The organism is Nocardia sp. NPDC003963 (assembly GCF_053605105.1).
The window spans coordinates 30,870-54,998 of the sequence record NZ_JBSGIP010000015.1; the positions used below are offsets into that span (position 1 = coordinate 30,870).

The 24,129-nt window shown below is 67.5% G+C and carries 23 protein-coding genes, 1 tRNA gene and 2 pseudogenes; 11 read left to right on the forward strand and 15 right to left on the reverse strand.

Annotated features, from left to right (window positions below; all coding sequences use genetic code 11):
• Window positions 1-251 precede the first annotated feature (251 nt).
• Window positions 252-1,574 (forward strand): UDP-glucose dehydrogenase family protein, encoded by a 1,323-nt coding sequence (locus ACWEWT_RS22625; RefSeq protein ID WP_452561703.1) that lies wholly within the window; start codon window positions 252-254, stop codon window positions 1,572-1,574.
• 156 nt (window positions 1,575-1,730) lie between these two features.
• Entirely contained in the window at window positions 1,731-3,482 is a 1,752-nt protein-coding gene (locus ACWEWT_RS22630) for an Hsp70 family protein (RefSeq protein ID WP_452561704.1), read from the forward strand.
• A gap of 389 nt (window positions 3,483-3,871) precedes the next feature.
• Here the strand turns inward: ACWEWT_RS22630 and ACWEWT_RS22635 are convergent.
• From ACWEWT_RS22635 to ACWEWT_RS22645, 3 genes and pseudogenes are all read right to left on the reverse strand, one after another.
• Window positions 3,872-5,140, reverse strand: a pseudogene (locus ACWEWT_RS22635) (YibE/F family protein); the annotation flags it as partial.
• Between the two features lie 321 nt (window positions 5,141-5,461).
• Window positions 5,462-6,715, reverse strand: coding sequence for a pyridoxal phosphate-dependent aminotransferase (locus ACWEWT_RS22640; protein WP_452561705.1), 1,254 nt, complete (start codon window positions 6,713-6,715; stop codon window positions 5,462-5,464).
• Between the two features lie 140 nt (window positions 6,716-6,855).
• Window positions 6,856-8,178 (reverse strand): helix-turn-helix domain-containing protein, encoded by a 1,323-nt coding sequence (locus tag ACWEWT_RS22645; RefSeq protein WP_452561707.1) that lies wholly within the window; start codon window positions 8,176-8,178, stop codon window positions 6,856-6,858.
• Between the two features lie 292 nt (window positions 8,179-8,470).
• Here ACWEWT_RS22645 and ACWEWT_RS22650 point away from each other — a divergent pair, with 292 nt between their 5' ends.
• Window positions 8,471-8,917 (forward strand): hypothetical protein, encoded by a 447-nt coding sequence (locus tag ACWEWT_RS22650; RefSeq protein ID WP_452561709.1) that lies wholly within the window; start codon window positions 8,471-8,473, stop codon window positions 8,915-8,917.
• Window positions 8,918-9,083: 166 nt separating this feature from the next.
• Here ACWEWT_RS22650 and ACWEWT_RS22655 read toward each other — a convergent pair whose 3' ends face one another.
• The gene (locus ACWEWT_RS22655; protein ID WP_452561711.1) at window positions 9,084-9,590 is read right to left on the reverse strand and encodes a hypothetical protein; all 507 of its coding nucleotides are present in this window, start codon (window positions 9,588-9,590) and stop codon (window positions 9,084-9,086) included.
• A 95-nt stretch (window positions 9,591-9,685) separates the two neighbouring features.
• On the opposite strand from ACWEWT_RS22655, the gene ACWEWT_RS22660 reads away from it, so the two are divergent.
• Window positions 9,686-10,255 carry a TetR/AcrR family transcriptional regulator gene (locus ACWEWT_RS22660; protein ID WP_452561713.1) on the forward strand — a complete coding sequence of 190 codons (570 nt, stop codon included), beginning with the start codon at window positions 9,686-9,688 and terminating at the stop codon, window positions 10,253-10,255.
• On the opposite strand, the gene ACWEWT_RS22665 is transcribed toward ACWEWT_RS22660, so the two are convergent.
• Together ACWEWT_RS22665 and dcd are read right to left on the reverse strand one after the other, a co-directional pair.
• Window positions 10,234-10,641 carry a hypothetical protein gene (locus ACWEWT_RS22665; RefSeq protein WP_452561714.1) on the reverse strand — a complete coding sequence of 136 codons (408 nt, stop codon included), beginning with the start codon at window positions 10,639-10,641 and terminating at the stop codon, window positions 10,234-10,236. The genes ACWEWT_RS22660 and ACWEWT_RS22665 overlap by 22 nt on opposite strands.
• A 58-nt stretch (window positions 10,642-10,699) precedes the next feature.
• A complete protein-coding gene (dcd, locus tag ACWEWT_RS22670) occupies window positions 10,700-11,272 on the reverse strand; it encodes a dCTP deaminase (RefSeq protein WP_452561715.1) in 573 nt (190 codons plus the stop codon).
• A gap of 144 nt (window positions 11,273-11,416) precedes the next feature.
• Between dcd and ACWEWT_RS22675 the strand changes: the two genes are divergently transcribed.
• Both ACWEWT_RS22675 and ACWEWT_RS22680 read left to right on the forward strand, forming a co-directional pair.
• Complete coding sequence (locus ACWEWT_RS22675; RefSeq protein ID WP_452561717.1) at window positions 11,417-11,788, forward strand: VOC family protein; 372 nt, start codon at window positions 11,417-11,419, stop codon at window positions 11,786-11,788.
• A 94-nt stretch (window positions 11,789-11,882) separates the two neighbouring features.
• A tRNA-Gly gene (locus ACWEWT_RS22680) sits at window positions 11,883-11,956 on the forward strand.
• 144 nt (window positions 11,957-12,100) lie between these two features.
• Here the strand turns inward: ACWEWT_RS22680 and ACWEWT_RS22685 are convergent.
• Window positions 12,101-12,604, reverse strand: coding sequence for a DUF4288 domain-containing protein (locus ACWEWT_RS22685; protein ID WP_452561718.1), 504 nt, complete (start codon window positions 12,602-12,604; stop codon window positions 12,101-12,103).
• A gap of 136 nt (window positions 12,605-12,740) precedes the next feature.
• Between ACWEWT_RS22685 and ACWEWT_RS22690 the strand changes: the two genes are divergently transcribed.
• Window positions 12,741-13,622 carry a class I SAM-dependent methyltransferase gene (locus tag ACWEWT_RS22690; protein ID WP_452561719.1) on the forward strand — a complete coding sequence of 294 codons (882 nt, stop codon included), beginning with the start codon at window positions 12,741-12,743 and terminating at the stop codon, window positions 13,620-13,622.
• Window positions 13,623-14,120: 498 nt separating this feature from the next.
• Here ACWEWT_RS22690 and ACWEWT_RS22695 read toward each other — a convergent pair whose 3' ends face one another.
• Window positions 14,121-14,414 carry a hypothetical protein gene (locus tag ACWEWT_RS22695; RefSeq protein ID WP_452561721.1) on the reverse strand — a complete coding sequence of 98 codons (294 nt, stop codon included), beginning with the start codon at window positions 14,412-14,414 and terminating at the stop codon, window positions 14,121-14,123.
• Between the two features lie 72 nt (window positions 14,415-14,486).
• On the opposite strand from ACWEWT_RS22695, the gene ACWEWT_RS22700 reads away from it, so the two are divergent.
• Complete coding sequence (locus ACWEWT_RS22700; RefSeq protein ID WP_452561723.1) at window positions 14,487-15,122, forward strand: C2 family cysteine protease; 636 nt, start codon at window positions 14,487-14,489, stop codon at window positions 15,120-15,122.
• A 399-nt stretch (window positions 15,123-15,521) separates the two neighbouring features.
• A complete protein-coding gene (locus ACWEWT_RS22705) occupies window positions 15,522-15,872 on the forward strand; it encodes a DUF732 domain-containing protein (RefSeq protein WP_452561725.1) in 351 nt (116 codons plus the stop codon).
• On the opposite strand, the gene ACWEWT_RS22710 is transcribed toward ACWEWT_RS22705, so the two are convergent.
• The 5 genes and pseudogenes from ACWEWT_RS22710 to ACWEWT_RS22730 form a co-directional block, all read right to left on the reverse strand.
• Window positions 15,869-16,672 (reverse strand): alpha/beta fold hydrolase, encoded by an 804-nt coding sequence (locus ACWEWT_RS22710; protein WP_452561727.1) that lies wholly within the window; start codon window positions 16,670-16,672, stop codon window positions 15,869-15,871. The genes ACWEWT_RS22705 and ACWEWT_RS22710 overlap by 4 nt on opposite strands.
• A gap of 156 nt (window positions 16,673-16,828) precedes the next feature.
• The gene (locus tag ACWEWT_RS22715) at window positions 16,829-17,326 is read right to left on the reverse strand and encodes a flavin reductase family protein (protein ID WP_452561728.1); all 498 of its coding nucleotides are present in this window, start codon (window positions 17,324-17,326) and stop codon (window positions 16,829-16,831) included.
• 10 nt (window positions 17,327-17,336) lie between these two features.
• Entirely contained in the window at window positions 17,337-17,846 is a 510-nt protein-coding gene (locus ACWEWT_RS22720; RefSeq protein ID WP_452561730.1) for an NADPH-dependent FMN reductase, read from the reverse strand.
• Between the two features lie 483 nt (window positions 17,847-18,329).
• Window positions 18,330-18,476, reverse strand: a pseudogene (locus tag ACWEWT_RS22725) (cadherin repeat domain-containing protein); the annotation flags it as partial.
• Between the two features lie 162 nt (window positions 18,477-18,638).
• Entirely contained in the window at window positions 18,639-18,968 is a 330-nt protein-coding gene (locus ACWEWT_RS22730; protein WP_452561731.1) for a hypothetical protein, read from the reverse strand.
• A 279-nt stretch (window positions 18,969-19,247) separates the two neighbouring features.
• Between ACWEWT_RS22730 and ACWEWT_RS22735 the strand changes: the two genes are divergently transcribed.
• Window positions 19,248-20,078 (forward strand): alpha/beta fold hydrolase, encoded by an 831-nt coding sequence (locus ACWEWT_RS22735; protein ID WP_452561733.1) that lies wholly within the window; start codon window positions 19,248-19,250, stop codon window positions 20,076-20,078.
• Window positions 20,079-20,338: 260 nt separating this feature from the next.
• Here the strand turns inward: ACWEWT_RS22735 and ACWEWT_RS22740 are convergent, their stop codons facing one another.
• Together ACWEWT_RS22740 and ACWEWT_RS22745 are read right to left on the reverse strand one after the other, a co-directional pair.
• Window positions 20,339-21,103, reverse strand: a complete 765-nt coding sequence (locus tag ACWEWT_RS22740; protein ID WP_452561735.1) for a crotonase/enoyl-CoA hydratase family protein — start codon at window positions 21,101-21,103, stop codon at window positions 20,339-20,341.
• The gene (locus ACWEWT_RS22745; protein WP_452561736.1) at window positions 21,103-22,623 is read right to left on the reverse strand and encodes a thiolase C-terminal domain-containing protein; all 1,521 of its coding nucleotides are present in this window, start codon (window positions 22,621-22,623) and stop codon (window positions 21,103-21,105) included. Before ACWEWT_RS22745 ends, ACWEWT_RS22740 begins: the two co-directional genes overlap by 1 nt.
• Window positions 22,624-22,931: 308 nt before the next feature.
• On the opposite strand from ACWEWT_RS22745, the gene ACWEWT_RS22750 reads away from it, so the two are divergent.
• Window positions 22,932-24,035, forward strand: a complete 1,104-nt coding sequence (locus ACWEWT_RS22750) for a DUF4185 domain-containing protein (RefSeq protein WP_452561738.1) — start codon at window positions 22,932-22,934, stop codon at window positions 24,033-24,035.
• Window positions 24,036-24,129: the final 94 nt, after the last annotated feature.

The following is a 24,129-nucleotide window of genomic DNA, read 5'->3' on the forward strand; positions in this document are numbered from 1 at the left end:
GGTACGCACGGCCGCAGCGAACGCGAAGGTACGCACAACGCGCACGGCCGCAGCGAACGCGAAGGTACGCACAACGCGCACGGCCGCAGCGAACGCGAAGGTACGCACAACGCGCACGGCCGCAGCGAACGCGAAGGTACGCCCTGGTCGCCGCCTTCCGGGGAACCGTGTCGTCGGGTGTACATCTGCTGTTGCCCAGCACCTCGCCTCGGTTTTCTGGTGTGTGCACCGGCGGGGATTACCAATCGATCATGCGATGCACAGTCTTCGGAACCGGGTACCTGGGGGCCACGCACGCAGCGTGTATGGCCGAACTCGGACACGATGTGATCGGAGTTGATATCGACCCGGGTAAGGTCGCGAAACTCTCCGACGGTGTCACTCCCTTCTACGAACCGGGCCTCGAGGCGGTACTGCGCCGCAATCTCGATTCGGGGCGACTCAGGTTCACCACCTCCTACACCGAGGCCGCCGAGCACGCCGACCTCCATTTCCTCGGCGTCGGAACTCCGCAGAAGAAAGGCGAGTACGCCGCCGACCTGAAATACGTGCACGCCGTCGTGGATAGGCTCGCGCCGCTCATCACTCGTCCCTCGGTGATCGTCGGCAAATCCACCGTCCCGGTGGGTACCGCCGCCGACCTGGGGCGCCGCGCCCGCGCCCTGGCCCCGGTGGATATCGAGGTGGCCTGGAATCCGGAATTCCTGCGCGAGGGCTTCGCGGTGAAGGACACCCTGCGACCGGACCGCCTGGTGCTCGGTGTGGATCAGGAGCGGGAGCGGTCGGCCTGGGTGCGTGAGGTCGTCGAGGAGCTCTACGCGGATCTGCTCGCCGCCGAGGTCCCGTTCCTGCTCACCGATCTGGCCACCGCGGAGCTGGTCAAAGTGTCGGCGAACGCGTTCCTGGCCACCAAGATCTCGTTCATCAACGCGGTTTCCGAGGTCTGTGAGGCCACCGGCGCCGATGTCACGGTGCTGGCCGACGCACTCGGCTACGACGCCCGTATCGGCCGCCGCTTCCTCAACGCCGGAGTCGGTTTCGGCGGCGGCTGTCTGCCCAAGGACATTCGGGCCTTCATGGCGCGGGCGGGGGAACTGGGGGCCGACCATGCCCTGGCCTTTCTGCGGGAGGTCGACAACATCAATATGCGCCGCCGCACGAAAATGGTGGATATGGCGGCCCGCGCCTGCGGGGGCTCCCTACTGGGCGCGAATGTGGCGGTGCTCGGCGCCGCCTTCAAACCCGAATCCGACGATGTGCGCGATTCCCCCGCGTTGAACGTGGCCGGCATGATCCAGCTGCACGGTGCCGTCGTCACCGTCTACGATCCGAAGGCCCTGGAGAATTCCCGTCGCGTCTTCCCCACCCTGAACTACGCCACCTCGGTGGTGGAGGCCTGTGAACGCGCCGATGTGGTGCTGGTGCTCACCGAATGGAACGAATTCGTGGAGTTGCGGCCGCGGGATCTGGACGGTGTGGTGCGAGCCCGCTCTGTCATCGACGGTCGCAATTGTCTCGATCGGGCCGCCTGGCGCTCGGCCGGATGGGTGTACGCGGGGCTGGGCACCCCGTAGAGTCGTGGGGCCGGTCGGCTCACGGTGGCGGTTGCTGCCTCCCGCGGCGACGGGACCGGGCGGTACTGTCGACAAGAGTGGTTCGGGGGATGAGCCGTCACCATCGACCGGGCGACGCTCGCATATCGTGAAGCGGGAAGTACGGATGGGCTGCCGATGAGTTCAGCACTGGGAGTGTCGGTGGGGACCGGCGCGATCCGCTTGGCGCGTCCACCTGCGGGCGCGGCGACGCCCGACCCGCAAGCCTTCGAGCTGCGGACCTTCGTCGTCCCACCCGAGACACCGAGCGCCGAACGGGCCGCGTTGTCGGTGGCCGCGGCACTGAACTCCGATCCCGGGATCGCCCGCACCGTACTGGCCTGCCGAGACGAACTACAGGCCGAGGCCGTGCATGTCGCGATGGCCGAACACGGTCTCGACGATTACGAAATCGTGGCCGATATCGATGCCACGCTCGAATTCGCCACCGCCTCCGGTGCCCTGGCCGGAATCACCACTCTCGGCGTCTACGATCTCGGCGCCTCCGGACTGTCGGTCACGGTCGTCGATATCGCCGACGGGCAGGTCGTGCACACCGAACGCACCTGTGATATCAGCGGCGAATACTTCGACTCGCTCGTCCGGGAGCAGCAGATCAATTCGGGCCGTATCGCCCATCCGCCGGATCCGGCCGGTCTGGCACGGCTGGACGCGTTGTGCCGCTCGGCCAAGGAGAAGCTCTCGGCCACGTCCGCCGTCGCCCTGCCCAGTGATTACGGGCCGGTGCTGCTCACCCAGGAGAATTTCACCGCGCTGATCACCTGGGCCGTCGAGGCGTCGGTTCGATCCACCCGTGAGGTCATCGGTCGTTCGGGCCGGACGGTGCAGGCCGTGCTCGCGGTGGGTGGCGGCGTACGGATCCCGCTGGTCAGCCGCACCTTGCGCGATATTCTGGAAATGCCGGTGCTGGTCCCTCCGGAACCCGAGGCGGCGACTGCGCGCGGGGCAGCGCTGCTGGCGCGGCGAGCACCGGATTCACGCCCGACCGCCGCCCCGGCCCGGGTGAGCGAGCCGGTGCCGCTGCCCGCCGCGGCACCGGCGGGTGATCTCTCCGGGCCGGCGGACGGGCCCGGTATCTTCGGTCCGGATCCCGAATCCCACACCGCGGCAGCGGACGACCCCGCGGCGCGGACAACCGTTCCCACCCCGGCCGTTTCCCGGCCGAATATCCCGATGCCGCAACCGGGGATCTTCGGCCCGCCCGCCGGTACCGCGGTCGGACTGCCGCCCACCGCTGTTTCACACAACGACTCGGCCGGTGCCACCATCGGTCCGGCGACCAGCGCACTGTCACACAATGGTCCGGCCACCCCGGCTCCGCCGACTGCCCCGGCCGGCACCGACAAGTATCCGAGTAATGCCACGCCTGCACCGCAGGCCGCGGTAGCGCATCCGGGGAGTTCGGCGGTACCGCAACTCTCACCGGAGGAGGATCCGCCGACCATCGCACTGCGGATCCCGCAGAAACTCCTGCCTCGCCGTTCCTTCGGCGAACCGCCGCCGCGGCGGCGCCGGGAACTCGGCGCCGCGGCGGTCGCGGTGAGCGCTCTGGTGGTGGTGGCCGCGATCGGCATCGGTCTCGGCTACGGCCAGCACATGTTCCGCCAGGAATCGACCACTGTCGAAGGTACGACGCCGCCGCCGCCGACCGCGGCGGTCACACCCACGGTCCGGCCCGGAGCGGCGGGGGCACCGTCGACCACCCCACCGGAACACGCATCGCTGGCGGAGCCGCCGCCGGTGGCCGCACCTCGGGAGACCGAGACACCGACAACCACCAGCGGCCCGAACACCTTCCAGGTCCCGGGCCTACCGCCGATCGTGGTACCGACGATTCCACCGCTGCCCTTCCCGCCACCCAGTCGCTGACCGAGCGGGTTCGGAAGTCAGTCTCCGCCGTATCCGGGCCCGGGCCGCCGCGGCCGCCGTACCGCACGCTGCTCGCCGCTCCACGGACGCTGGTTTTCCGGACGAGGTGGGCCGGCCTGCTGAGGCCCGCCATCAGGAGAAGCGGGGTATCGCCGCGCGGACCGCGGCGGACCGTACTGTCCGCCCCGTGCGGGCGGCGTCTCGCCGGAGCGGGGGCCGCGGCGTTGTTCGCCGGCGCGCGGCACCTGCGGCTGGTCCCCGGTGGTCGGCCACGGCTGATAGCCGCGCCCGGCCCGGTCACGCGCGGGGCCGCTGTCGGGGCTCGCGCTCGCCCGTGAAACCTTGCGATGGGTACCGGTATCCGAGCGACCGGTATCCGAGCGCCGGGCCGCCGCGGCCCGCCGGGCGGGAGCGGCCGGGTCGCCGGCGGGTTTGTTGCCGAAGGGCCGGGCCAGCATGACCGCGATACCGGTGGTCAGCGGCACCGACAGCGCCAGGCAGATACCGCCGACCGCGGACCGTGCGATCTCGATGGCCACCGCGTCGCCCACCAGCACATCCCGGATCGGCCGTCCCGCCACACTGAACAGCAGCAGCAGCGGCAGCGCGCCACCGGCATAGGCGAGGACCAGGGTGTACACAGTGCTGGCGATATGGTCGCGCCCTACCCGCATCGCCGCCGCGAACACCTCACGCCGCGTAGCTTTCTTGTCGAGTTCGGCGAGTTCGAATGCCGCCGACGCCTGGGTGATGGTCACATCGTTGAGCACACCGAGCGAACCGATGATGAAACCGGCCAGCAGTAGACCCGTGATACTGACGTGCTCGATATAGGTCGCGACATTGGTGTTCTGTTCCTCGGACAGACCGGTGAGCGAGGTCGCCTCGATGGTGAGCCAGGAGAGCACGGCCGCGACCACCATGGAAGTGAGGGTGCCCAGCAGCGCGGAACTGGTGCGCAGATTCACCCCGTGTGCCAGATAGAGCACGGCGTAGAGGATCAGCGAGCCCGCGACCAGGGCGACGGGTATCGCGGGTTTACCGTCCAGCAGCGCGGGGAGCAGGAACCCGACCAGCACCGCGAACGCGAAAACCAGTCCGAGCAGCGCCCGCACCCCGCGCCAGCGCGCGACCACCACGATCACCACGACGAAGGCCAGCACTATCAGGCTCAGCGGGAGACCGCGCGCATAGTCGTCGAAGGAATACAGGGGTGTTCCGTCGGGTCCGGCCTGCCGCACGATCCGCAGCTCGTCACCGGCCGCGAGATCGGGTTGCCCAGGGCCCGGTGCGATTTCCAGCAGCGTGTGCTTTCCTTCGTGCGGACCGGATTCGATGCGGATCAGGCTCCGCTGGCAGTCGTAGACCTGCATCGCGGGCTGCTGCGGTTCACCGTCGAAGACGCGGCCGATGGACGCACTGCCGCACGTGCCGAGATCCTGCCGGATGACGGTGCCGGCTTCGGTGACCACCGCGGAACCGTCGGCGTTCTGCATGGGGAGCGGAATCTCGACCTGTTGACGGTCGGGCCACAGGGCGATCGTCGCGACGACGACTACGATCCCGATGGCGACCAGCAGACCGACCACGACACGGGCGGCGGTCGCGCCGATGGCGATCGGCCGGGAGTGGTCGTGATGGTGATGATGGTCGCTCACCCCGGTCAGCCTAGAGGATTCGCCGATCGGCCATGTGACCGGCGGATGGGGCTTACGCTGCGATTACGCGGAATTCCGAGAACCTCGGGAAGGGGCGGCGGAGAGCAGGGGGATGTCTCCGCCGCCCGCGGGCAGGCGGCCCAGGGGGGTAGGCGGCCTAACCCGAGGACCAGGTTGCCCAGGGGGGGTAGACAACCTGGCCGGGCACTTTGAGTGCCGAGGACCACTGTACACACAGGATCCTCTTTTGTGCCAGTAGGTTCAGAAAATTGGGTTTAATCCGGATGAAGAGTCTGTTTTAACCCAGAGTTACCCGCCCCGCTACTGTCGATAGCTCGCGAGGAAATTGCCGAAACGCTCTATGGCAACGGCCAGATCGCGGGCCCAGGGCAGGGTCACGATGCGGAGATGATCATGGTGCGGCCAGTTGAATCCGGTCCCCTGCACCATCAGGATCTTCTCCTGCAGCAGCAGGTCCTGAACCAGCTTCTCGTCGTCGTGGATCTCGTGGACTTCGGGGTCCAGCCTAGGGAATGCGTACAGCGCGCCTTTGGGTTTCACGCACGACACGCCGGGAATCGCGTTCAATCGTTCCCAGGCCACGTCCCGCTGCTCCAGCAACCGCCCGCCGGGCAGGATCAGATCCTCGATGCTCTGGTACCCACCGAGTGCCACCTGGATGGCATGCTGCGCGGGCACATTCGGGCACAACCGCGACGACGCGAGCAGATCCACCCCCTCCAGGAACCCGGCCGCATGCTCCTTCGGCCCGGTGATGGCCAGCCAGCCGGACCGGTAACCGGCCACCCGGTAGGCCTTCGACAATCCGTTGAAGGTGAGGCACAACAGATCCGGCGCCAGCGTCGCCAGCGATATATGTTTGGCGTCGTCGTAGAGGATCTTGTCGTAGATCTCGTCGGCCAGCAGCAACAGTTGGTGTTTGCGAGCCAGATCCACCAGCTGCTGGAGCACCTCGGCCGAATACACGGCACCGGTCGGGTTGTTGGGGTTGATCACCAGCAGCGCCTTGGTGCGTTCGGTGATCTTCGATTCGATATCGGCGATATCGGGCTGCCAGCCGCTGGCCTCGTCGCACAGATAGTGCACCGGGGTACCGCCGGCGAGGCTGGTCATCGCAGTCCACAGCGGGTAGTCGGGGGCCGGGATCAGCACCTCGTCCCCGTTGTCCAGCAGGGCCTGCATCGTGATGGTGATCAGCTCGGATACCCCGTTACCGAGGTAGACATCGTCGACGTCGAGTTCCGGGAAACCCGGTACCAGTTCGTAGCGGGTGACGATCGCGCGTCGCGCGGGCAGGATGCCCTTGGACTCGGAGTAGCCCTGCGCGGTCGGCAGGGCGGCGATCATATCCCGCATGATCACATCGGGTGCCTCGAATCCGAACGGCGCGGGATTGCCGATATTGAGTTTCAGGATCCGGTGGCCCTCGGATTCGAGCCGTGCCGCGTGTGCGTGTACCGGTCCACGGATCTCGTAGACGACATTCTGCAGCTTCTTGGACTGCTCCAGAATCCGGGGCGCGGGGTGCGAATGGCCAGTACTCACCCGATCCATGGTGCCACCAGGGGCAAGCGGATATCCGGCCCGCCCCGGCCCGCTGCACGACCGTTACCCCTGAACAGAGCGCAGAGCCGGGGTCCGGCCGCCGGTCGGGGCTCCGCCCGGTACCGGTACGCAGGCGCCGCGGCGGCGCTTCACCCGCTCCCCGGTGGCAGGCTGCGGGTGGCGGTCGATCCGCAGAACTCCTCGATCCGCTCGTCCAGTGCCCTGGCTTCGGCGACCCCGCGGAAGGCGGGGGCACAGATCCGCCGGCGCACACCGGTGAGCCGTTCCTCCAATTGCGCGATCCGTTTGTCCTCGTCGAGGGCCAGCACGGGCAGCAGGGCGGCCTCGGCGCCGTCGAGGCTGCCGTTGATCAGGTGGGCCGCGGCCGAATCGACACGGGCCAGCGATTCGGCACCGTAGGATCGCTGGCGCGCCGGACCGGTGCGGTAGAGCTCGATCGTGCGTTCGGTGGCCGCCAGCGCGGGTTCGGCCAGACCGAGGTGGATATAGGTCGCGCCCGCGTAGTAGCTGGCTTTCGCGTCGGAGAACCCGAAAACGCCACCTACCTCGTCGTGCAGACTGTCGGCAGCGGCCGCGGCACTCGCGTCGGCCGCCGCGTGGATGGCCCGTTCGGTATCGGCGGTGCTACCGATCTTCGACCAGATCCGGGCCTCGATATTGTGCAGCCGCACCGCGGCGGTGGCCGAATCCGCGTACTGCTGGCCGTTCTGCGCCAGCTGTAGCGCCCGGTGTGGACGCTCGGACCAGTACTCGATGAGCGCGTGCATACCGCGCGCCCAGGCCCGTAACCCGTTGTGGCCGGAGATTTCCGCATACGCCCAGGCCGCGCGGATCTGCTCCCCGGCGGCATCGAGATAGCCGAGATCGGTACTCGCGTTGGCGAGCAGTCCCGACAGCGACCCCGCGAGCAGGTATAGGTGGCTGGTGTCCGACGGCCGCTGATGGCCTTCCAGCAGGCGGTACACCCGGCGCCGCACCCGCAGCATCTCCACCATCATCGGCATCGGCGGGGTGTGCACGTAGTCGTTCGCGATCCGCGTGACATCCGCGTCGAGCTGATCCAGCGTGCTCGGACCGATATTCGTCCCCTCCGCCCGGCCCGCGTGTTCGCTCGCCTCGTGCGCTGCCGCCATGATCAGATCCCTCTCCGAAATCGCCGCCAGCCCCTCCCCACGGGCCGCACCGGTATCGATGAGGGCCAGGAGTTCGGCGTCATTGGAATATCCGCCGGGCACGGCGGACCGGCCGGCCTCCGGGCGCGGACCGGGAACGGGTTCCGGAGCGGTCAACGCCGCGAACCGCGTCCGTTCGATATCGTCGGACCTGGCGAGACAGGTATCGAGGGCAGCCTGATTGACCGGACGTGGATGCACCCGGTCGCCCCCGGCCTCCCATTTGGACACCAGTCGTTCGTGCACACCCAGATGTGCCGCGAACTCCCGGATACTCATCCGCTTGGCCTCGCGAAGCGCCCGGGCCTCCCTTCCAGACCACTGGCCGACCACGTTGTCACCCTTTCCGAACGATTTCCTTCTCCAGGGTACGAGCCGAATGTGACTGCAACCACAGGGAATTTCGCCACCACTGCGAATGGCAGCGCAAGGGCAGTGGAACGCGAGCGTATAGGCGTTCCCGACTCGCCGGTCCGGGCGGGATCCTGGAAGCACAGGTCGGCGAAACCGGCACAGGGCCGTGGCTCGGCACGCCAGGGAGGCTCGGCAGCAGGAGGCAAGGGGATTCACCGTGAACGTGGAAAAGCTCAGAACGGTCGACGACTGGGCCGCTTACTATCGTCACGAATTCGGGTTATCGGCCACCGAACGCGGCGGCTTCGTGATGCTGCCGATCACCAGCCGGGCCTGTGTCGTCCATCTACCCACCGAACGCGCGAAAGCTGTCCGCGATCTGCTGGATTCGCGGGAGATCCGCGTTCCCATGCTGGCCCGGCAGATCCGCTGGAGCTTCCTGGCATACCCGGATCGCCGCCCGGATCCGGAAGTCGTCGAGATGCTGCAGCGCATCGATATCGATATCCCGGGTATAGGCAGCGCGGTCATGCTGCCCACCGGCCTGGGCCGCTGGAACCGCGAGGGCTGCAACTGGGTGGTACCGCCGGAACGCGACGGCCTGCTGCCACCACTGTCCTCGGTGATCAACGCGGCGCTCCTGGCCGGCGACGCCGTGGAATGACCGGGGATGGGGCTGTGTCCGGCAACCGGGTCTGCCGGACACAGCCCGCCCGATCCACCGGCACGAATCCGATACGGCCGGCGCACAATACGGCCGGCCACCGGATCTCCGGCCACGACGCCGGTGCCACGGGGCGGCGGAATGGATTCCCCGAAAGGGGATCTCGTCACCTCCGTTCCGACAGAATCCGGGCCGCCTCCGTCAGCAACACCGGCGCGAAGCGTCGATGCCGCGGGGACACCACCGTCCAGACCCGTGCACCCAGCCCACGTTCGTAACGGAGAAAGGTAGCAATGGAGACGGTTTCACCGGCCAGTTCGAGCACCAGACGGCCGCTGAGCAACCAGGACCGTGCCCCCAGTGTGATCCACGTGGCACCGCGTTCGACGATCGGCCAGCCGGCAACCTGACCGGGCGCAGATCGCCGCCACAATCGCAGACCCAGTACGATCCGCCAGACGAACTGCCCTCGTATGCCCGCCACCTCGTCGAGGGCGGTACGCGCCCACTCTTCCGGTGTCGCGGACCGGCCGGGCGCCGGGACGATCGTGAACTGATCGGCGTAGTCGTATGCCGCCGGACCGCCGTGTGCCCGGATCGACTCGTCGATATCGTGCCGCCGGAAGGCGACCGGAGCGCCGGTCGTCGGGCGAATTTCGGAATCCTCGGTCATCTCTGCACCCACCTCCTGTTATACGCTGGCGTATAACAACGCTAGCGCGAATATACGGTGGCGTATAGATCTGGGGCTGTGAAGGGAGACACAACGTGGGTGCGGTACGGACGACGACCGCCGGCTGGATCGACGAGGGGCTGCGCGCCCTCGCCCGCGGCGGCCCCGACGCGGTCCGCGTCGAAGCACTCGCGAAATCGCTCGGCGTCACCAAGGGCGGGTTCTACGGATACTTCGCCGACCGCAACGCACTGCTCGAGGCGATGCTGGACACCTGGGAACGGCGCAGTATCGACGATGTACTCGAAAGCGTCACCCGCGAAGGAGGCGACGCCCGGACCAAGATCCAGCGAGCGGGCGCGCTCACCCTCTCTCCCGAACTGCTGCCCATCGATCTCGCGATCCGCGACTGGGCCCGGCGCGACGACGAAGTCGCCGCCCGTCTGCGCCGGGTCGACAACCAGCGCATGGCACTACTGCGCGAGATGATCGGGACTTATTTCACCGACCCGGTCGAGGTCGAGGCCCGGAGCCTGCTCGCCTTCTGCGCGCGAATCGGTATGCATTTCCTGGCCGCCGACCCGCTCGGCGGCCTCGATCGCGGCGAGGTGCTGGCCCGGACCACCGATCTCGTTCTCGGCCCTCACCCCACCGAGACCCCCTGACCGCCCGCTCGGCGATCGGCCACCCAGCGGCCGTCCGCGGGCCGGGACCCCGTGGCGACGATATGTTCCACCATCCCGAACGCCGCGGCGATCGGCACGGTATCGGCATCCGGATACTGGTCCTGCTGCCCGCCGGCGAGCACGAACCCCTCGCTCCAGCCGTCGGCGTCCGGGTCCACGGCATGCTCACCGGGATCACCCGGCCCGGCCGGCAGCATCACCATCGCGCGCTCGGCATCGGTGACGAAGGCCGGCGACCGCCCGGCCGAACTGGTCAGCCACGTCTCGAGCTGCCCGGCATCGATCCTCGCCCGCAGCGAAGACCGCACCGCCACGGCCGGCACCACCCCGGCGCCGCCGTCATCGACCGTCCAGTACTCGGACACAGGTCGGACGCTCCCGTCGCCCGCCTCACCGAGCGCGGCCCCCGACTCGATATCGGCCCTAACTCGATACCGGGAAATTCAGATACGCCCGCGACGGCGTGGGTCCGCGCTGCCCCTGGTACTTCGACCCGGTGCCCGCGCTGCCGTACGGATTCTCCGCCGGACTGGTGAGCCGGAACAGGCACAGCTGTCCGATCTTCATCCCCGGCCACAGCGTGATCGGCAGATTCGCCACATTGGACAGCTCCAGCGTGATGTGACCGCTGAATCCTGGATCGATGAACCCCGCCGTCGAATGCGTGAGCAGCCCCAGCCGCCCCAGGCTCGACTTGCCCTCGAGCCGCCCGGCCAGATCGTCGGGCAGGGTGCACACCTCGAGCGTGGACCCGAGCACGAATTCACCGGGATGCAGCACGAACGGTTCACCCGCGGCGGGCTCCACCAGGCTCGTCAGCTCGTCCTGGCGCTGCGCCGGGTCGATATGGGTGTAGCGAGTGTTGTTGAAGACCCGGAACATCCGATCCAGCCGCACATCGATACTGGACGGCTGGACCAGGCCGTCCTCGAACGGTTCGAGCCCGAGCCGTCCGGCGGCGAACTCCGCCCGGATATCACGATCGGAAAGCAGCACGCCACGAGCGTAGCGACCGCAACGAGCGGCGTCGCCCCCGGTCCTCGGGGCCCGTTTCCTGTCGTATCCCGCGGGCATACTCCACTCGGCGGGCGCGGCCCACCGACGCCCCGCACACAGCCGCAGCGACGAGGAGGTACGCCCATGTCCGAAACGAGCGCCCACACCCATCACGGCATCGACTACATCGAACTCGCGGTCACCGATCTGGACGCCGCCAAACGCTTCTACCGATCGGCGTTCGGCTGGGAATTCAACGACTACGGCCCCGCCTACGCCGGTATCCGGCGTTTCGACGGTTCGGAAGGGGAAGCGGGCGGTTTGGCCTCCACCGACGAAGTCTCCACCGGTGGCCCGCTGGTGCTGCTCTACTCCGAGGACCTCGACGGCACTCTCCGCACGGTCGCGGCCTCGGGCGGCACGGTGACCGAAGGTCCCTTCGACTTCCCCGGTGGCCGCCGCTTCCATTTCACCGATCCCAGCGGCAACCGGCTCGGTGTCTGGTCCGAACGCTGACCATCGAGGAGTCGGACGGCCGGAGCGGGAACCGAGAAATTTAGGGCTCACGCCCGGCCTCTGCTAAGCTGCCCTTCGCGCCTGTGGGCGCAAGGCCGGTGTAGTTCAATGGCAGAATCTCTGCTTCCCAAGCAGATGGCGCGGGTTCGATTCCCGTCACCGGCTCCACGGCATATTCGCTGGTCACCCGCGACATGCACATCATCTTTCCATTATCGGTTCCCGGCATGCCGGAGGTTGTGAGAGTGCACGCCGACCAGCCCGATACGCGCCATCATCTTTTCGAAACCCCCGCTCCGACACCATTCGGCGCTACACGCCTTTGTTCGTTTTCATCGTTGCCAGATTCTCGTGTTCGGTCTTGTCCTCGACCGGGCAGACTGGAGACGAACGATGGTCCCAGAGGCTCTTGATTCGAGGGCTGCGCCAGGAACGTCTCAGCAGCCCGCGACCGACAGTAATCACGTAATTGTCGGAAACTCGGTCGTTGAGCATCGGCTCCCACTTCGAGTAGGCCTCGAAGTCACGGAAGTGGCGTGAATACAGGTCACCGCCCTCGGACAGGTCGTCGATCAATGCTGCCACGACGTCGACCACTGCGGTAGGAGTGATGGTGACGTTGTGGCCGTCTGCGCTCTTGTAGGTCCCCTCGTCGCTCCGGAAGTTCTCCTCGGCAAGCTCACGCGCTTCCGCTTCGGTCTCCGCATACAGAAGGGTCATATCCTCCCTGTACAGAGGCACGTAGTCTGGAGCATCGGAGGTGAACTCGAACAGGAAGGCCGGACATCGTGATGTCCGATGTGATGGACCGAGCACCGAGATGAAGGATCATCGTCACAGCCGTCGTGGATATCCGACGGTCACGGGCCGCCACGACCCGATCGGCCCGGATGGGGCGGATGTGGGTGAGTTCACGGGTTCTCGCGCAGTATTCGCGAGTAGCTTCTCGACTATGGACAATGCGGGACCCAGCCGGACGGCGCTCGTAACTGCTTACGCCCGTGCCTATCATCAAATTGCCGACCGGCCGCGGATTCTCACCGATCCGCTGGCGGCACGTCTGCTGGGTGTCACGGTGGATGAGCTGACCGAACTGGGCCGGCCCGCGGCGGATCGTCCCGCTAGCGGTGTGGACTCCGGAATCCTGCGGCTGGGTGTCGGTGACCGGCCGCGCCGCCTGTTCTTCGCCGCTCGTGCCCGTTTCGCCGAGGATCGGGTGGCCGCGGCCGGCGTGCGGCAGCTCGTGATCCTCGGCGCGGGCCTGGATACCTTCGCCTACCGCAACCCGCATCCCGGTCTGCGCGTATTCGAGGTCGACCATCCCGCTACCCAGGCATGGAAACGCGAACGCCTCGCCGAATCCGGTATCGACCGGCCCGAGCAGCTGACTTTCGTACCGGTCGACTTCGAAACAGACACCCTGGCAACGCAATTGGAGGAATCCGGATTCATCCGGACCGATCCGGCCGTGTTCGTGTGGCTCGGGGTCGTCTACTATCTGACTCCCGACGCCGCCAGCGCCACCCTCGAATACATTGCTGGGCAATCGGAGCCGGTCGAGGTGATCTTCGACTACCTGCGGGCGGCGGACACCGACGAGGACCGTGCGAAACTGCAGGCTCGTGCACAGCGGGCGTCAGCTGTCGGCGAACCCTGGTTCAGCTATTTCACGCCCGACCGCATCGCCGCACAGCTGCGCGGGCTCGGCTTCACCGACGTGGAAGACCACGCCGCCACGGACCTCATCGCTGGATACCTCGATGGATCTGCGGAATTCGAGGGCGAACCATCCGAAGCACTGCGTCCGGTCCGCCTGCTACGGGCGAGCCGCTGACAATTTCCGCCTCGAACGCCTCTCCACGCCTGCCGCTATTCGCCGCTTCGTGAACGCCCCGGGCCAGCGTCCAGGTCCCGCATCAGGACATCGAACCTGGGCGCGTCGTCCCAGCTCGGACGTTGCCAGCCGACCCGGTACCAACCCCATTTGCGATATCGGGCGTAGGCGCGCTCGTTGCCGCGAAACGAACTCGCCGAAAATCCTTTTCGGAAAGTCTTTTTCGGGTCACAGCCCGCAGCCGAGCAGTGCCCGGATGGGGGCCACCCGGCCCGGACCACCCGTCCCGGCGGTAGCCGATCCACCGGCCCGGTGGCCGAGGTTTCGCAAATATGCTTCCCGGCCGAGGCCGGGCCGCGCCGACCGGTCCGACGCGGTTGCCCTCGGTAATCAGGACAGGCCGGGGCACACCCGCGGAATCAACCATCGTCAGCCGCGCAATCTCCGCCATAGGACTCCCCTCCGCCAACGGGTATTCTTTCCGGGCGGCGGCACAGATCAGAACGCCAGCAAGGGGTCACCGAAATTCATCCCGATCGTATGGTGCAGCAGTGCATGGAACTCGTGCAGCGGACGGTCCTGGCCACCGGAAGTGTCAGCCGCGTCGCAGCCGGTCGTACCAGTGCTTTCGGACGCGGTGCCGAGAGCGCCGCTACCGCATTCCAGAACGCTGGTCGAACGAGCGTACAGACCCTCGATGGTCCAGGGCGGGCACAGTTCCTCGATACCTTGCACACCGCCCGTAACCAACTCTGGTATCGACCGGCTCTGCAGGACCCGCGCCGTGGTCATTTCCGGGAGTACCGGGCCGATGGCGAACCCGGCTTGCCGGACGGTCGACACTATCGGCCCGTCCCACTGGTCATGCCGACCGATACCACCCGCATCACCAGCCAACAGGGCCCCTGGGGCGACTGTTACGTCGTCGCCGGGATCAACGCCCTGGGAACGACGCAGCCGCAGAGCCTTCTCGCGATGGTGTCTCGATCCGGTCAGCAGGTGGTCGTCCGCACCCATCTCGGTACCTACCGGATGGACGCGACACTTCCATACCTATCCGACGGGAGGCCGGCCTACGCATCCATGTCGGACGGCTCCACTCTCGCGGCCTATATCGAGAAAGCGACAGCAGCGCATTTCGGCTCCTACGAGGCTGTGGAGGTCGGCCACTCGGCCGGATTTCTGTACTGGGCTGTGGGAGACCGCTATCCCGAGGCGAAGATCGTCGATGTCCGCACCATGGGCGTAGACGAGATCCGCCGGGTGATGGAATCGGGCCGTCCCGCGACTGTCGATATCGTGCCCATGGAACGTCGTGACGATATCCCCGCCAACCTCGGGGAACACAATCTGAGAAATATGCATGTCTACGTGCCGGAGAATCTCGACAGCGATGGCGGGCTGGATCTGAAGAACCCCTGGGGTCTCGACGACTCGGTCGGGATGACTCTGGATATCCTGCAGCGTATGAATGCCAGCCTGCACTGGGTGGACTCCTGACCGGCATCTGCCATTGATCGTCGGTGACGAAGACTCCCGAAAAACAGCCCGGGATCTTCGCGACCGCGGCATCCCTCACCACATCACTGAATCGCTCGATCGCGGAGTGCGCCGCGCGCGAGAGAGTTGCGGCCGTGATGTCCACCGACCCGCTCGCCGATCGCAGCCGGACTCGGAACTCGTATTCGCGTTACGCCGCATCACCCGGATCCGCGCCCGAGCACGCCACGATATCGGCGCACTGGAGCCATTTTCGCGCAATGTGTTCGGATTCGCCGGATCCAGTGAATCATCTCATTCGTGATAAGGCGGGATCCGGCCGAACAGCCGGCTCTCGCCATAACCGTGACGGCCCGGCCCCTCGGGCCGCTTGCGATTTCACGAACCGAGGAGATCGTTTTGCTCAGATACTTGTCGGCCGGTGCCTTCGCCGTGCTGTCCGGGGCGGCACTGGCCGTCGGTGGGGCTGTTTCCGGGGCGCAGGCCCAGGCTGCCCCCATACCCGGTGTCCCGGCCGAGTCGGTGTTGCACACTCGCCTCGCGATCGCGGGCGCCGACCGCGCCGATGCCGCTGTCCTCGGTGAACAGGTTTGCGGAGCGCTCCGCGCCGATCCCACCCCGAGCGGTAAGCGGGCCGCGCAGCGGCAGCTGGTGGGGGCGGGCGTGGCGCCCGGTGTTCAGGAGGGCTGGGTACTGGGCACGAGCGTGGACGTGCTGTGCCCCGAAATGGTGCCGGTCCTGCGAGCCTAGTACAGGAAGGCGGCGAGTGTCCCCGCCACGGTTTCGGGGATCGTCGACGGCGCGAAATGCGTCTGCCCGGGAAAAGTCTCGAGCTTCGCATGCGGCATACCCGTCGCCAGCCGCTCGACGGTTTCCGGCATCGGCTCCCAGGTGTCCGAACCGCGCATCAGCAGTGTCGGGGTGGTGACGCTCGACCAGCGGTCGAGATAGGTCGTATCGGCGATCATCGATTCGAGATCCCGGCTCCAGCCGTAGGAATCGTCGGGTTCGTTCTCGTCCGGTTCCGCCTCGCCCGCGGCCGCCAGCAGTGCCGCCGGGACCCGGGAGACCTGCTCCGCCAGCACCCGGACGGCCCGGCCCCGCTCACCGTTCGCTACGAGTTCCTCGAACCGGGTCAGTACCGGCGCGAGTTCCGCGCCCGCCGCGTACAGCGGTGGCTCCCACAGCGCCAGCGAACGGACCGGGAGTCCGGCGGCCGCGGCGTGCAGGGCGACCGTGGCGCCGTAGGACATACCCACCAGATGTGCCGGGCGGCCGATCAGATCGATGATCCCGCCGAGATCCCGCACTTCGTCGGCGTAGTGTTTGGGCGCGTGACCGGGCCCGCTCGGCGCATAGCCGCGACGCGCCGGTAGCCACAGCTCGAACCGGTCGGCCAGATATTCGGCCACCGGCTGCCACGAATGCAGCCCGCCGCCGGAGCCGTGGATCATGATCACCGGTGATCCGGCCCCGACCCGCCGGTAATAGATCCGGGTCCCGTCGAAGGATTCGAAGGATGCCGGCGGCTCGCTGGTGAATATGGCCATGCGGCTACTCTCGCAAAGCCGGACGCACTCCTCCAGCGAATTGCCGCCGTTTCGCCCACTCCGCCGCCGAGTGTCTCGCGAATCCCGCGACGACCCCTGCCGGAGCAGGGTCACCCGGTTCAGAGCGTCCGGGCCCGCCCCTGGTCGCCGGTGCCGTCAGCTGGCGTGCAACAGGCGGAAGCGGGAGCCGTGGAAGACCAGGGGTTCGCGATCGGGGTGGATGGCGAGCCGGTTGACCCGCAGGATCACCACCGTGTGATCACCGGCCGGGACGTGCGCTTCGGGCGTGCCCTCGATCCATACCGACGCGCCCTGGATGAATACGGCCTCGCCGGTCCCCTCGTGCAGTTCCAGATCGCGGAACCGGTCACCGGTGCGGGAGCTGAGCGAACGCGCCGCCTCCTGCTGATCGGTGCCCAGCAGGCTCAGGCCGAGATAACCCGCATCGACGAGTTTGGGCCAGGTCGACGAGCTGTTCTGGATGCAGAACGAGACGAGCGGCGGATCCAGGGAGACCGGGACGAAGGTACTCACCGCCAGCCCGACCGGCTTTCCGTCGATATCGGCGCAGACCGCGACGACACCGCTCGGGAAGTTGGCGAAGGCACGACGCAGGCCGGTGCCGTCGGCGGGGGTTTCGAAGATCTCGTTCATGATCGGCCCTTCACTTCGAATGGGTTGTCGTCGCCGTCAGCGCCCGCGTCACCGGGCGCCACCGGTCGGCGTACGCGTCGAGCACACCGTCCTCGGCGAACGTCCGGTCGGAGAGATACAACCCGGGCAGGGCGGTGGTCGCGCCCAGCTCCACCAGAACCGGTTTGAGCAGCAGATCCGGGGCGAGCGCATGCGCGGGACCGGCACCCAGCATCAGCGGCACGGCCAATACCCCGGCCAGGCCGGTACCGCCGTCGAACTGCTCCAGGAACAGTTTCAGCAGACCGGTGTAGGTGGCCTTGAAGGTGGGGCTGGCGAAGACCACCAGTTCGGCGGCGGCGACGGTATCGACCGCTTCGGCGACCGCCGGATCACCCCAGTTGAGCAGGCCGGGCCCGAACTCGACCAGATCGATGACCGCGGGCTCGGTATCCGGCCGCAGCGCGGTGGCGAGGCCGACGGCCGCGGACAGAGTTCGAGATGCCGGTTTCGGGTTGCCGACCACCACTGCCACGGTCACGCCGGAGCCTCCTGTCCCCGGCGCACGCCGGACTCGACTGGTGCTGTGCCTTCAGTGCACCATCCGCGGCCCGGCGACGGGAGGGTTCGGCTCGACGCGATCGGAACCGGCGGTCCGGGTGAGTACGTACAAACCCTTCAGTGACCGGGGCGAACCCCGGTGCACCGGCCGGTCCGCGGCGGCCGGGAAATATCCGGCCAGGCGTCCCCGGCCGGTGGCGACCACGGTGAGATCGGTGGACGCGGCGATCGCGCCCAGCGATTCGGGCGTCACCGATTCCACCAGGAACGCTCCGCCACGCTCCACGAACGAGGAGATCCGGCCCGCTGTCTCGAACGCACTGTCCACCGTGACGCCGAGATAGCCGTCGAAGGCGATACGACCGGTGGGCCGGGGCGTACGGCCGGGCCGGCGACTGCTGCCGGGTGGGCCCGCCGGGTGCGGAGCCACCGCGGCGGCCCGGACACCCGGCCGCGTTCGATTGCGCAACGCGTTCTGGTCGCGGTCGCTGTAGAGAGCGACATCGAAACCCGCGTCGAGCAACCCCAGCGCGGCGGTGACGCCCGCCGGGTCGGCGCCGATCACCGCGGCCGTGCGGGCCGCGGTGAAGGGCGGATTCTGTGGTGTCATGCAGGCATGCTGCTAGGAGGTGATTCCCGAAAGCAGTATTGCGCTCAGCGAGAATCATTTCCGGCGGTCCGGCTGCTCGGGATACCGCGGCCGGTCCGACGGCTCGGCCCCTCGGCGACCCGTGCCGCGCTCCGCGCGACAGCCGGTGCCGGCCCGGGTCGGCTACTGGGTCTTACCGAGGCATTCGCTCGCGATCTTGGGGCTGGCCGCCCGTGCCTTGTCGGCGTCTTCCTTGCTCATACCGAGGGTCTCCGGGTCGGCTATCCGGGTATCGAATTCATCGCCGACCATGGTGTGCAGACCATCCTGCGAAATCCCCTCCGCGATGTAGACTTTCGCGGCGCAGTCCGACAATGCCTGTGGCAGACCGGTCTTCTGGAATTTCTGGGACAGATCCGCCGCAGTCACGTCGGGAGCAGATTCGGTATCGCTACCGCAGGCCGCCAACAGCGGCAGAATGACGAAGGTCGCGGCAATCAGGGTCTTCCGCACCGGGTTCCTCTCTCAGCTGTATCGCACGAACGCTGCGCCGGCCGGGGAACAGTCTCCGCGGCCGCCCGCGTGACGTCCACGCATGTGTGTAGTCGCAGTCACACTCGGCCCGCAACCCGGGGCCCGGAATTCCGACGCGTTTCACAGCCACGACATCGCCCGCCACGTACTCGCGACCCGGCGCGAATCTGCCGACGACCCGCGCGAAGCCAACTGAGGGCTGGCGCCTGCTGTTAGTCTGAGAGCCCGGAATCGGGACCCGAGCGGAGAGCGGCGAACATGACGAGCCTCAACCACCATCGCGAAGGCCGCGGTGAACCATTGGTGCTGGTCCACGGGGTCGGCAGCCGCTGGCAGGTCTGGCAACCGGTGATCGGCGCCCTCGCCGAACGGTTCGAGGTGATCGCGGTGGATCTCCCCGGTTTCGGCGATTCCGCACCGCTGCCGTACACCACCGTCGCCACCCTCACCGACGCGCTCGCCGAATTCCTCGCCGACCAGGGCATCCAGCGGCCCCACCTGGCCGGGAACTCCATGGGCGGCGGAATCTCGCTGAACCTGGGCGCTCGCGGCCAGGCCCGTTCGGTGACAGCCTTCTCGCCGATCTTCTTCTGGGACACCGCCGGCCGTATCTGGTGCCAGCAGTCGCTGGGGCAGGCGGCGAAACTCGGCCGCATCCTGGGGCCGGCCCTGCCGAAGGTACTCGGCAGCCCGATCGGCCGGTCCGCGTTCCTGAGCCTGGTCTTCGGCAAACCGTGGGCGGTCGGCCCGCAGGTCGCGCTGGACACCGCGCGCGGCGCGGTCGACTCGCTGGGTTTCGCCCCGGCGCTGGCCTCGTTCGCCGACGCGAAACTGGACGATCCCGCCGCCCTCGCGGAACTACCGGTGACGATCGCCTGGGGCAACCGCGACGTCCTGCTCACCTACGCCACCCAGAGCCGCCGGGCTCGTGAAGTTCTGCCCACGGCCCGGCACCTCACCCTCACCGGTAGCGGCCACACACCTTTCTACGACGACCCCGAAGGTTGCGCCCGCGTACTCCTGGACTGGCTGCCCACGCTGGGAGACGAGCCGGCCACCGGCTCGGGCGCTGCGACAGAACTCGGATGAGGCGTAGCTGCCGGATCGGCGTCGCGGGGCCGACCGGTTGCGGCCGCCCGGAATGCCACCGGACTCACCGGCATTCCGCTGAGGGGGACCGGTAGAAGATCACCGGCAGGGAACACCCCCGCGGCGCCGGGCCACCGCGACGCAGGCGCGCTACCAGAACTGAGCGCTGTTGCGGTACTCGTCCCGATCGATCGGGCCGCCGGGGTCCGGATCCAGCGCGACCACTGAACCCGGGCCCGGGCTGCCTCTCGGCAGATCGCTCAGCGGCCCTGCCACACAGGGTCGCGCTTCTCCGCGAAGGCCAGCGCGCCCTCGGCCGCGTCTTTGGAAACCAGCGCGGGCAGCGCGATCTCGCCCTGCTTCGCGAAACCCTCCGCGGCAGTCCAGTCGGGGGTCTCGTCGATGATCCGCTTACTCGCCGCCACCGCGAGCGGAGCGGCGGCCGCGATCTCCCCGGCCAGCTCCAGCGCGACCTCCAGCGCCTCCCCCGGTTCGGTCACCCGGTTCACCAGACCCAGCTGGTAGAGACGTTCCGCGCTGATCCGCCCACCGGTGAGCGCCAGCTCGGCCGCGATACTGCGCGGCAACCGCTGGGTCAGCCGCATGACACCACCGGCCGCCGCCACCAGACCGCGTTTCACCTCGGGCAAACCGAATTTCGCGTCCCGCGCGGCGACGATCAGATCGCCGGAGAGCGCGAGTTCGAAACCACCGGCGAGGGCGAAACCCTCCACCGCGGCGATCATCGGTTTGGCCGGCGGGTTCGAGGCGATCCCGAGCGGGCCGCGCCGTTCGGTCACCGGCACCTCACCGCGCGTCATCGCGATCAGATCCATTCCGGCGCTGAAGGTTCCCTCGGCCCCGGTGAGCACCAGGACCCGAGCGGAATCGTCGGCCTCGAACTCGTCGAGCGCCGCCTCGATCGCCCGGGCCGTGGCCAGATCGATGGCGTTACGCGCCGCGGGCCGGTTCACCGTGAGCACGGTTATCGCATCGCACCGGTCCAGGAGCACGGTCTCGGTCATCAAGCGGTCCTCTCGCTACGCAGAATGAAACGGTCGGCGGCGGTGATATCGATGGCGGCGCCCAATCGGTCGCCCGCCTCGACAGCCGCGATGGTCTCGCTGTCCGTCGCCCGGACAAGTATGCGGGCGCCGCCCGGGTTCAACGCACTCACCACAACGGCTTCGGGTTCGTCACCCGCGCTGCCCTTCCGGTACGGAACCGTATAGGCCTCCACCACCGCCGGGCCCGTGTAACCGGGCGCCGTCTCCCGGCGCGCCACCGGGACCTCCGCTTCCACCGGCCGGAACAACCGGGCGGGCGGTTTCGCGGAGTAGACGCCCACCCCGTGCTTGGTGATGTACCAGCCCAGAGCCGTGGTGAGGCCGTAGTCGGCGGGCTCGCGCCGCAGGATCTCGACCATGGTCGCGATGCCGTGGGTGCTGTAGTTGTTGCCCGGGCCGCCGCCGAAGGTCAGGCCGCCGGTGACGGTCAGCGGCCGCGCCGGATCGTCGATGCACAATCCGAGTGCGGCCGCGCCGACCTGGACGGCCACCGGGAAGCACGAGTACAGGTCGATATGGGCGATATCGTCGATACCGATTCCCGCACTGCCGAGCGCCGCCCGGCCGGCCGCGGCGATCGCCGGGGACGCGGCCATATCGGTACGTTCCGAGAGGAACCAGGTATCGGTCGCGGTGGCGCCACCGTGCGGGAATACCCACAGCTCCCGGGGGACCCCGGCCGCATCCGCCGCGGCGGCACTGCACAGGATCAGCGCGGCGCCCTGATCGACCGTCAGATTCGCCATCAACAGCTTCGGATACGGAGTGGCGACCATGCGGTTGTCGGGTCCGGTGGTGATCAGTTCGGTCACACTGCGTTCGCTCGGCAACCAGGCATACGGATTGCGCGCCGCGACGGCGGAGAACCGCGACCACAATCCGCCGATCCGGGCCAGATGGGCCTGCTCGTCGAGTCCCAGCCGGTTGCGCATGGCCGATTCCATCAGCGCGTACACATAGATCGGGCCCCACAGGCCGGCCGCGGTCTCCATCTCGGTGCTGGGGGCGTCGTCGGCGCCGATGATCCGGTCGGGCCGCGCGTTCTCGTCCTGGTCCGGCCAGCCCGGATCCACACCGGATCGTTTGGCGGCGTTCCAGGAGGCGACCGATTCGGCGCCGCACAGCAGCGCGATATCCGACCGGCCTTCGGCGATCTCGCTCGCCAGCAGATTCAGCAGCCGCTGCGGAGCGTCCCCGCCGTAGGGCGCCGATTGCAGCGTCCGCTTCGGGGAGGCGCCCAGCTCGGCCGCGACCAGTGTGCCCAGGTCGGCGTACTGGCGGCTCACCGGCGCCACCGACGCGATCACATCCGCCGAACGCAGCAGCGCGTCCCCGGTCCCGCTGTCCGTACCGGCCCGGCGCAGCGATTCGACCGCGAGCTCGACCGGGCCGGGCAGGCCCGGTTCACCGGACCGGTGCACAACCTGTCCTACGCCGACGAGCACCGGTGTGCGCGGATCCATTCCGGCTGGCAGCATGCGTCCTCCGCTTCCTCACTGAAGTCTCCCGCTGAAATCCGCGGTTAACTTTCGATTAGACCATGGAGCGGTCTATGTCGCCCGCGGACGGAAGCTCTGCCGTAGTGCCGCCGAACCCCCGGCAGTACCACTACCGGAGTCGTGAATGACACCTGCGCGGAACCGCCGACAATGCGTCTGATCAGGCCGAACCCACTGGTAACATGTCCGCGTTCTGCCAGCCAGTCGAAATGTTCCGTGTATCCATCGAGGCGCCCCGCATATGACCGTGGGTGTCTTTGACATGACCCGGAGGTCCGACGGACTTGATGAGAACCCGATCGATACTTATTTCTGTGCTGGCTGGCGCATCGGCCGCACTGATCGCCGCCACCACACCGGCCACCGCTAATCCCAACGCTATCAATCCGATTCCCGTTCTGAACGGCACCAACGGACTCCCCCAGTTACGCGGAGATACCCGGGCCGTTTTTCAGGTGACCGGTATGGCCAGCCCGAACGGAACCCAGAACTACAACATGCTCGGGACCGACCTGGGCATCATGTGGGATAACGGTCAGGGCGAAATGCTGACCGCGTTCGGCGATACGGCCGGGGTCGGTTTCCCCAATCTCCTCGCGGGCAGTATGTGGGCGTGGCGCAGCAATGTGCTGGTCCGCAGTCATACCCAGGATCCACGCCAGGGAATTTTCTTCGACAGCGTCGTGCGGGATATATTCGGCCAGGCCAGAGACCTGATCCCCAGCCCGAAGATCCCCCTGCTGGAGATCAGCCGAATTCCCACCGCCGGTATCTCGGTGGGTGGTGTGCAGTACATGAGCCTCATGTCGGTGAAAACGTGGGATACCCCCGGAGATTGGACGACGAATTACTCCGGCCTGGCCGCTTCGGCGGATAACGGTGAAACCTGGGCGGATCTCGCCTTCACCCGGCGCCCGAACGAGGGTGCCGACCGGAACTTCCAGATGAACGCTTTCCTGAAGGACGGCGGCTGGGTCTACGTCTACGGCACCGCTTCGGGGCGCGACAATGCCGCGTACATCTCCCGGGTCCGGGAACCCGATATCCAGAACCTGGCCGCCTACGAATACTGGGACGGTGGCGGCTGGAAACGCGGCGATGTGAATGCAGCCCGGCCGATCATGCACGGTGTCGGCGAACTCTCGGTGATGTGGAACGACCATCTCGGGCAATTCGTCTCCCTCACCACCGACCCGTTCAACTCGGTGGTGATGCGAACCTCTTCGGCACCGGCGGGACCATGGAGCGAACCGCGGGTGTTGATCGATACTCGTGAATTGCCCACCGCCTACGCACCATCGATTTTCCCGTATCAGACCGGAAGCGATCTGTACTTCATGACCACCTTGCACAATCAATACAACGTGGTGCTGATGCGCACTCGGTTGTGAGATTTCCGGTTCGGCCGGCAGCCACGGCTTGACCTGAACAATGGTTCAGGTATGAGGCTGGTTCGTGTAACTCCACTCGAGACACCAGGAGTCC

What these genes read in the sequence shown, in the direction of transcription:
- ACWEWT_RS22750 (WP_452561738.1), top strand. Translation starts at nt 22,932, where the DNA reads ATGAGAACCCGATCGATACTTATTTCTGTGCTGGCTGGCGCATCGGCC.
- ACWEWT_RS22735 (WP_452561733.1), top strand. Translation starts at nt 19,248, where the DNA reads ATGACGAGCCTCAACCACCATCGCGAAGGCCGCGGTGAACCATTGGTG.
- ACWEWT_RS22695 (WP_452561721.1), bottom strand. Translation starts at nt 14,414, where the DNA reads ATGACCACGGCGCGGGTCCTGCAGAGCCGGTCGATACCAGAGTTGGTT.
- ACWEWT_RS22710 (WP_452561727.1), bottom strand. Translation starts at nt 16,672, where the DNA reads ATGGCCATATTCACCAGCGAGCCGCCGGCATCCTTCGAATCCTTCGAC.
- ACWEWT_RS22740 (WP_452561735.1), bottom strand. Translation starts at nt 21,103, where the DNA reads ATGACCGAGACCGTGCTCCTGGACCGGTGCGATGCGATAACCGTGCTC.
- ACWEWT_RS22625 (WP_452561703.1), top strand. Translation starts at nt 252, where the DNA reads ATGCGATGCACAGTCTTCGGAACCGGGTACCTGGGGGCCACGCACGCA.
- ACWEWT_RS22715 (WP_452561728.1), bottom strand. Translation starts at nt 17,326, where the DNA reads ATGAACGAGATCTTCGAAACCCCCGCCGACGGCACCGGCCTGCGTCGT.
- ACWEWT_RS22655 (WP_452561711.1), bottom strand. Translation starts at nt 9,590, where the DNA reads ATGACCGAGGATTCCGAAATTCGCCCGACGACCGGCGCTCCGGTCGCC.
- ACWEWT_RS22675 (WP_452561717.1), top strand. Translation starts at nt 11,417, where the DNA reads ATGTCCGAAACGAGCGCCCACACCCATCACGGCATCGACTACATCGAA.
- ACWEWT_RS22745 (WP_452561736.1), bottom strand. Translation starts at nt 22,623, where the DNA reads ATGCTGCCAGCCGGAATGGATCCGCGCACACCGGTGCTCGTCGGCGTA.
- ACWEWT_RS22640 (WP_452561705.1), bottom strand. Translation starts at nt 6,715, where the DNA reads ATGGATCGGGTGAGTACTGGCCATTCGCACCCCGCGCCCCGGATTCTG.
- ACWEWT_RS22630 (WP_452561704.1), top strand. Translation starts at nt 1,731, where the DNA reads ATGAGTTCAGCACTGGGAGTGTCGGTGGGGACCGGCGCGATCCGCTTG.
- ACWEWT_RS22645 (WP_452561707.1), bottom strand. Translation starts at nt 8,178, where the DNA reads ATGAGTATCCGGGAGTTCGCGGCACATCTGGGTGTGCACGAACGACTG.
- ACWEWT_RS22700 (WP_452561723.1), top strand. Translation starts at nt 14,487, where the DNA reads ATGCCGACCGATACCACCCGCATCACCAGCCAACAGGGCCCCTGGGGC.
- ACWEWT_RS22690 (WP_452561719.1), top strand. Translation starts at nt 12,741, where the DNA reads ATGGACAATGCGGGACCCAGCCGGACGGCGCTCGTAACTGCTTACGCC.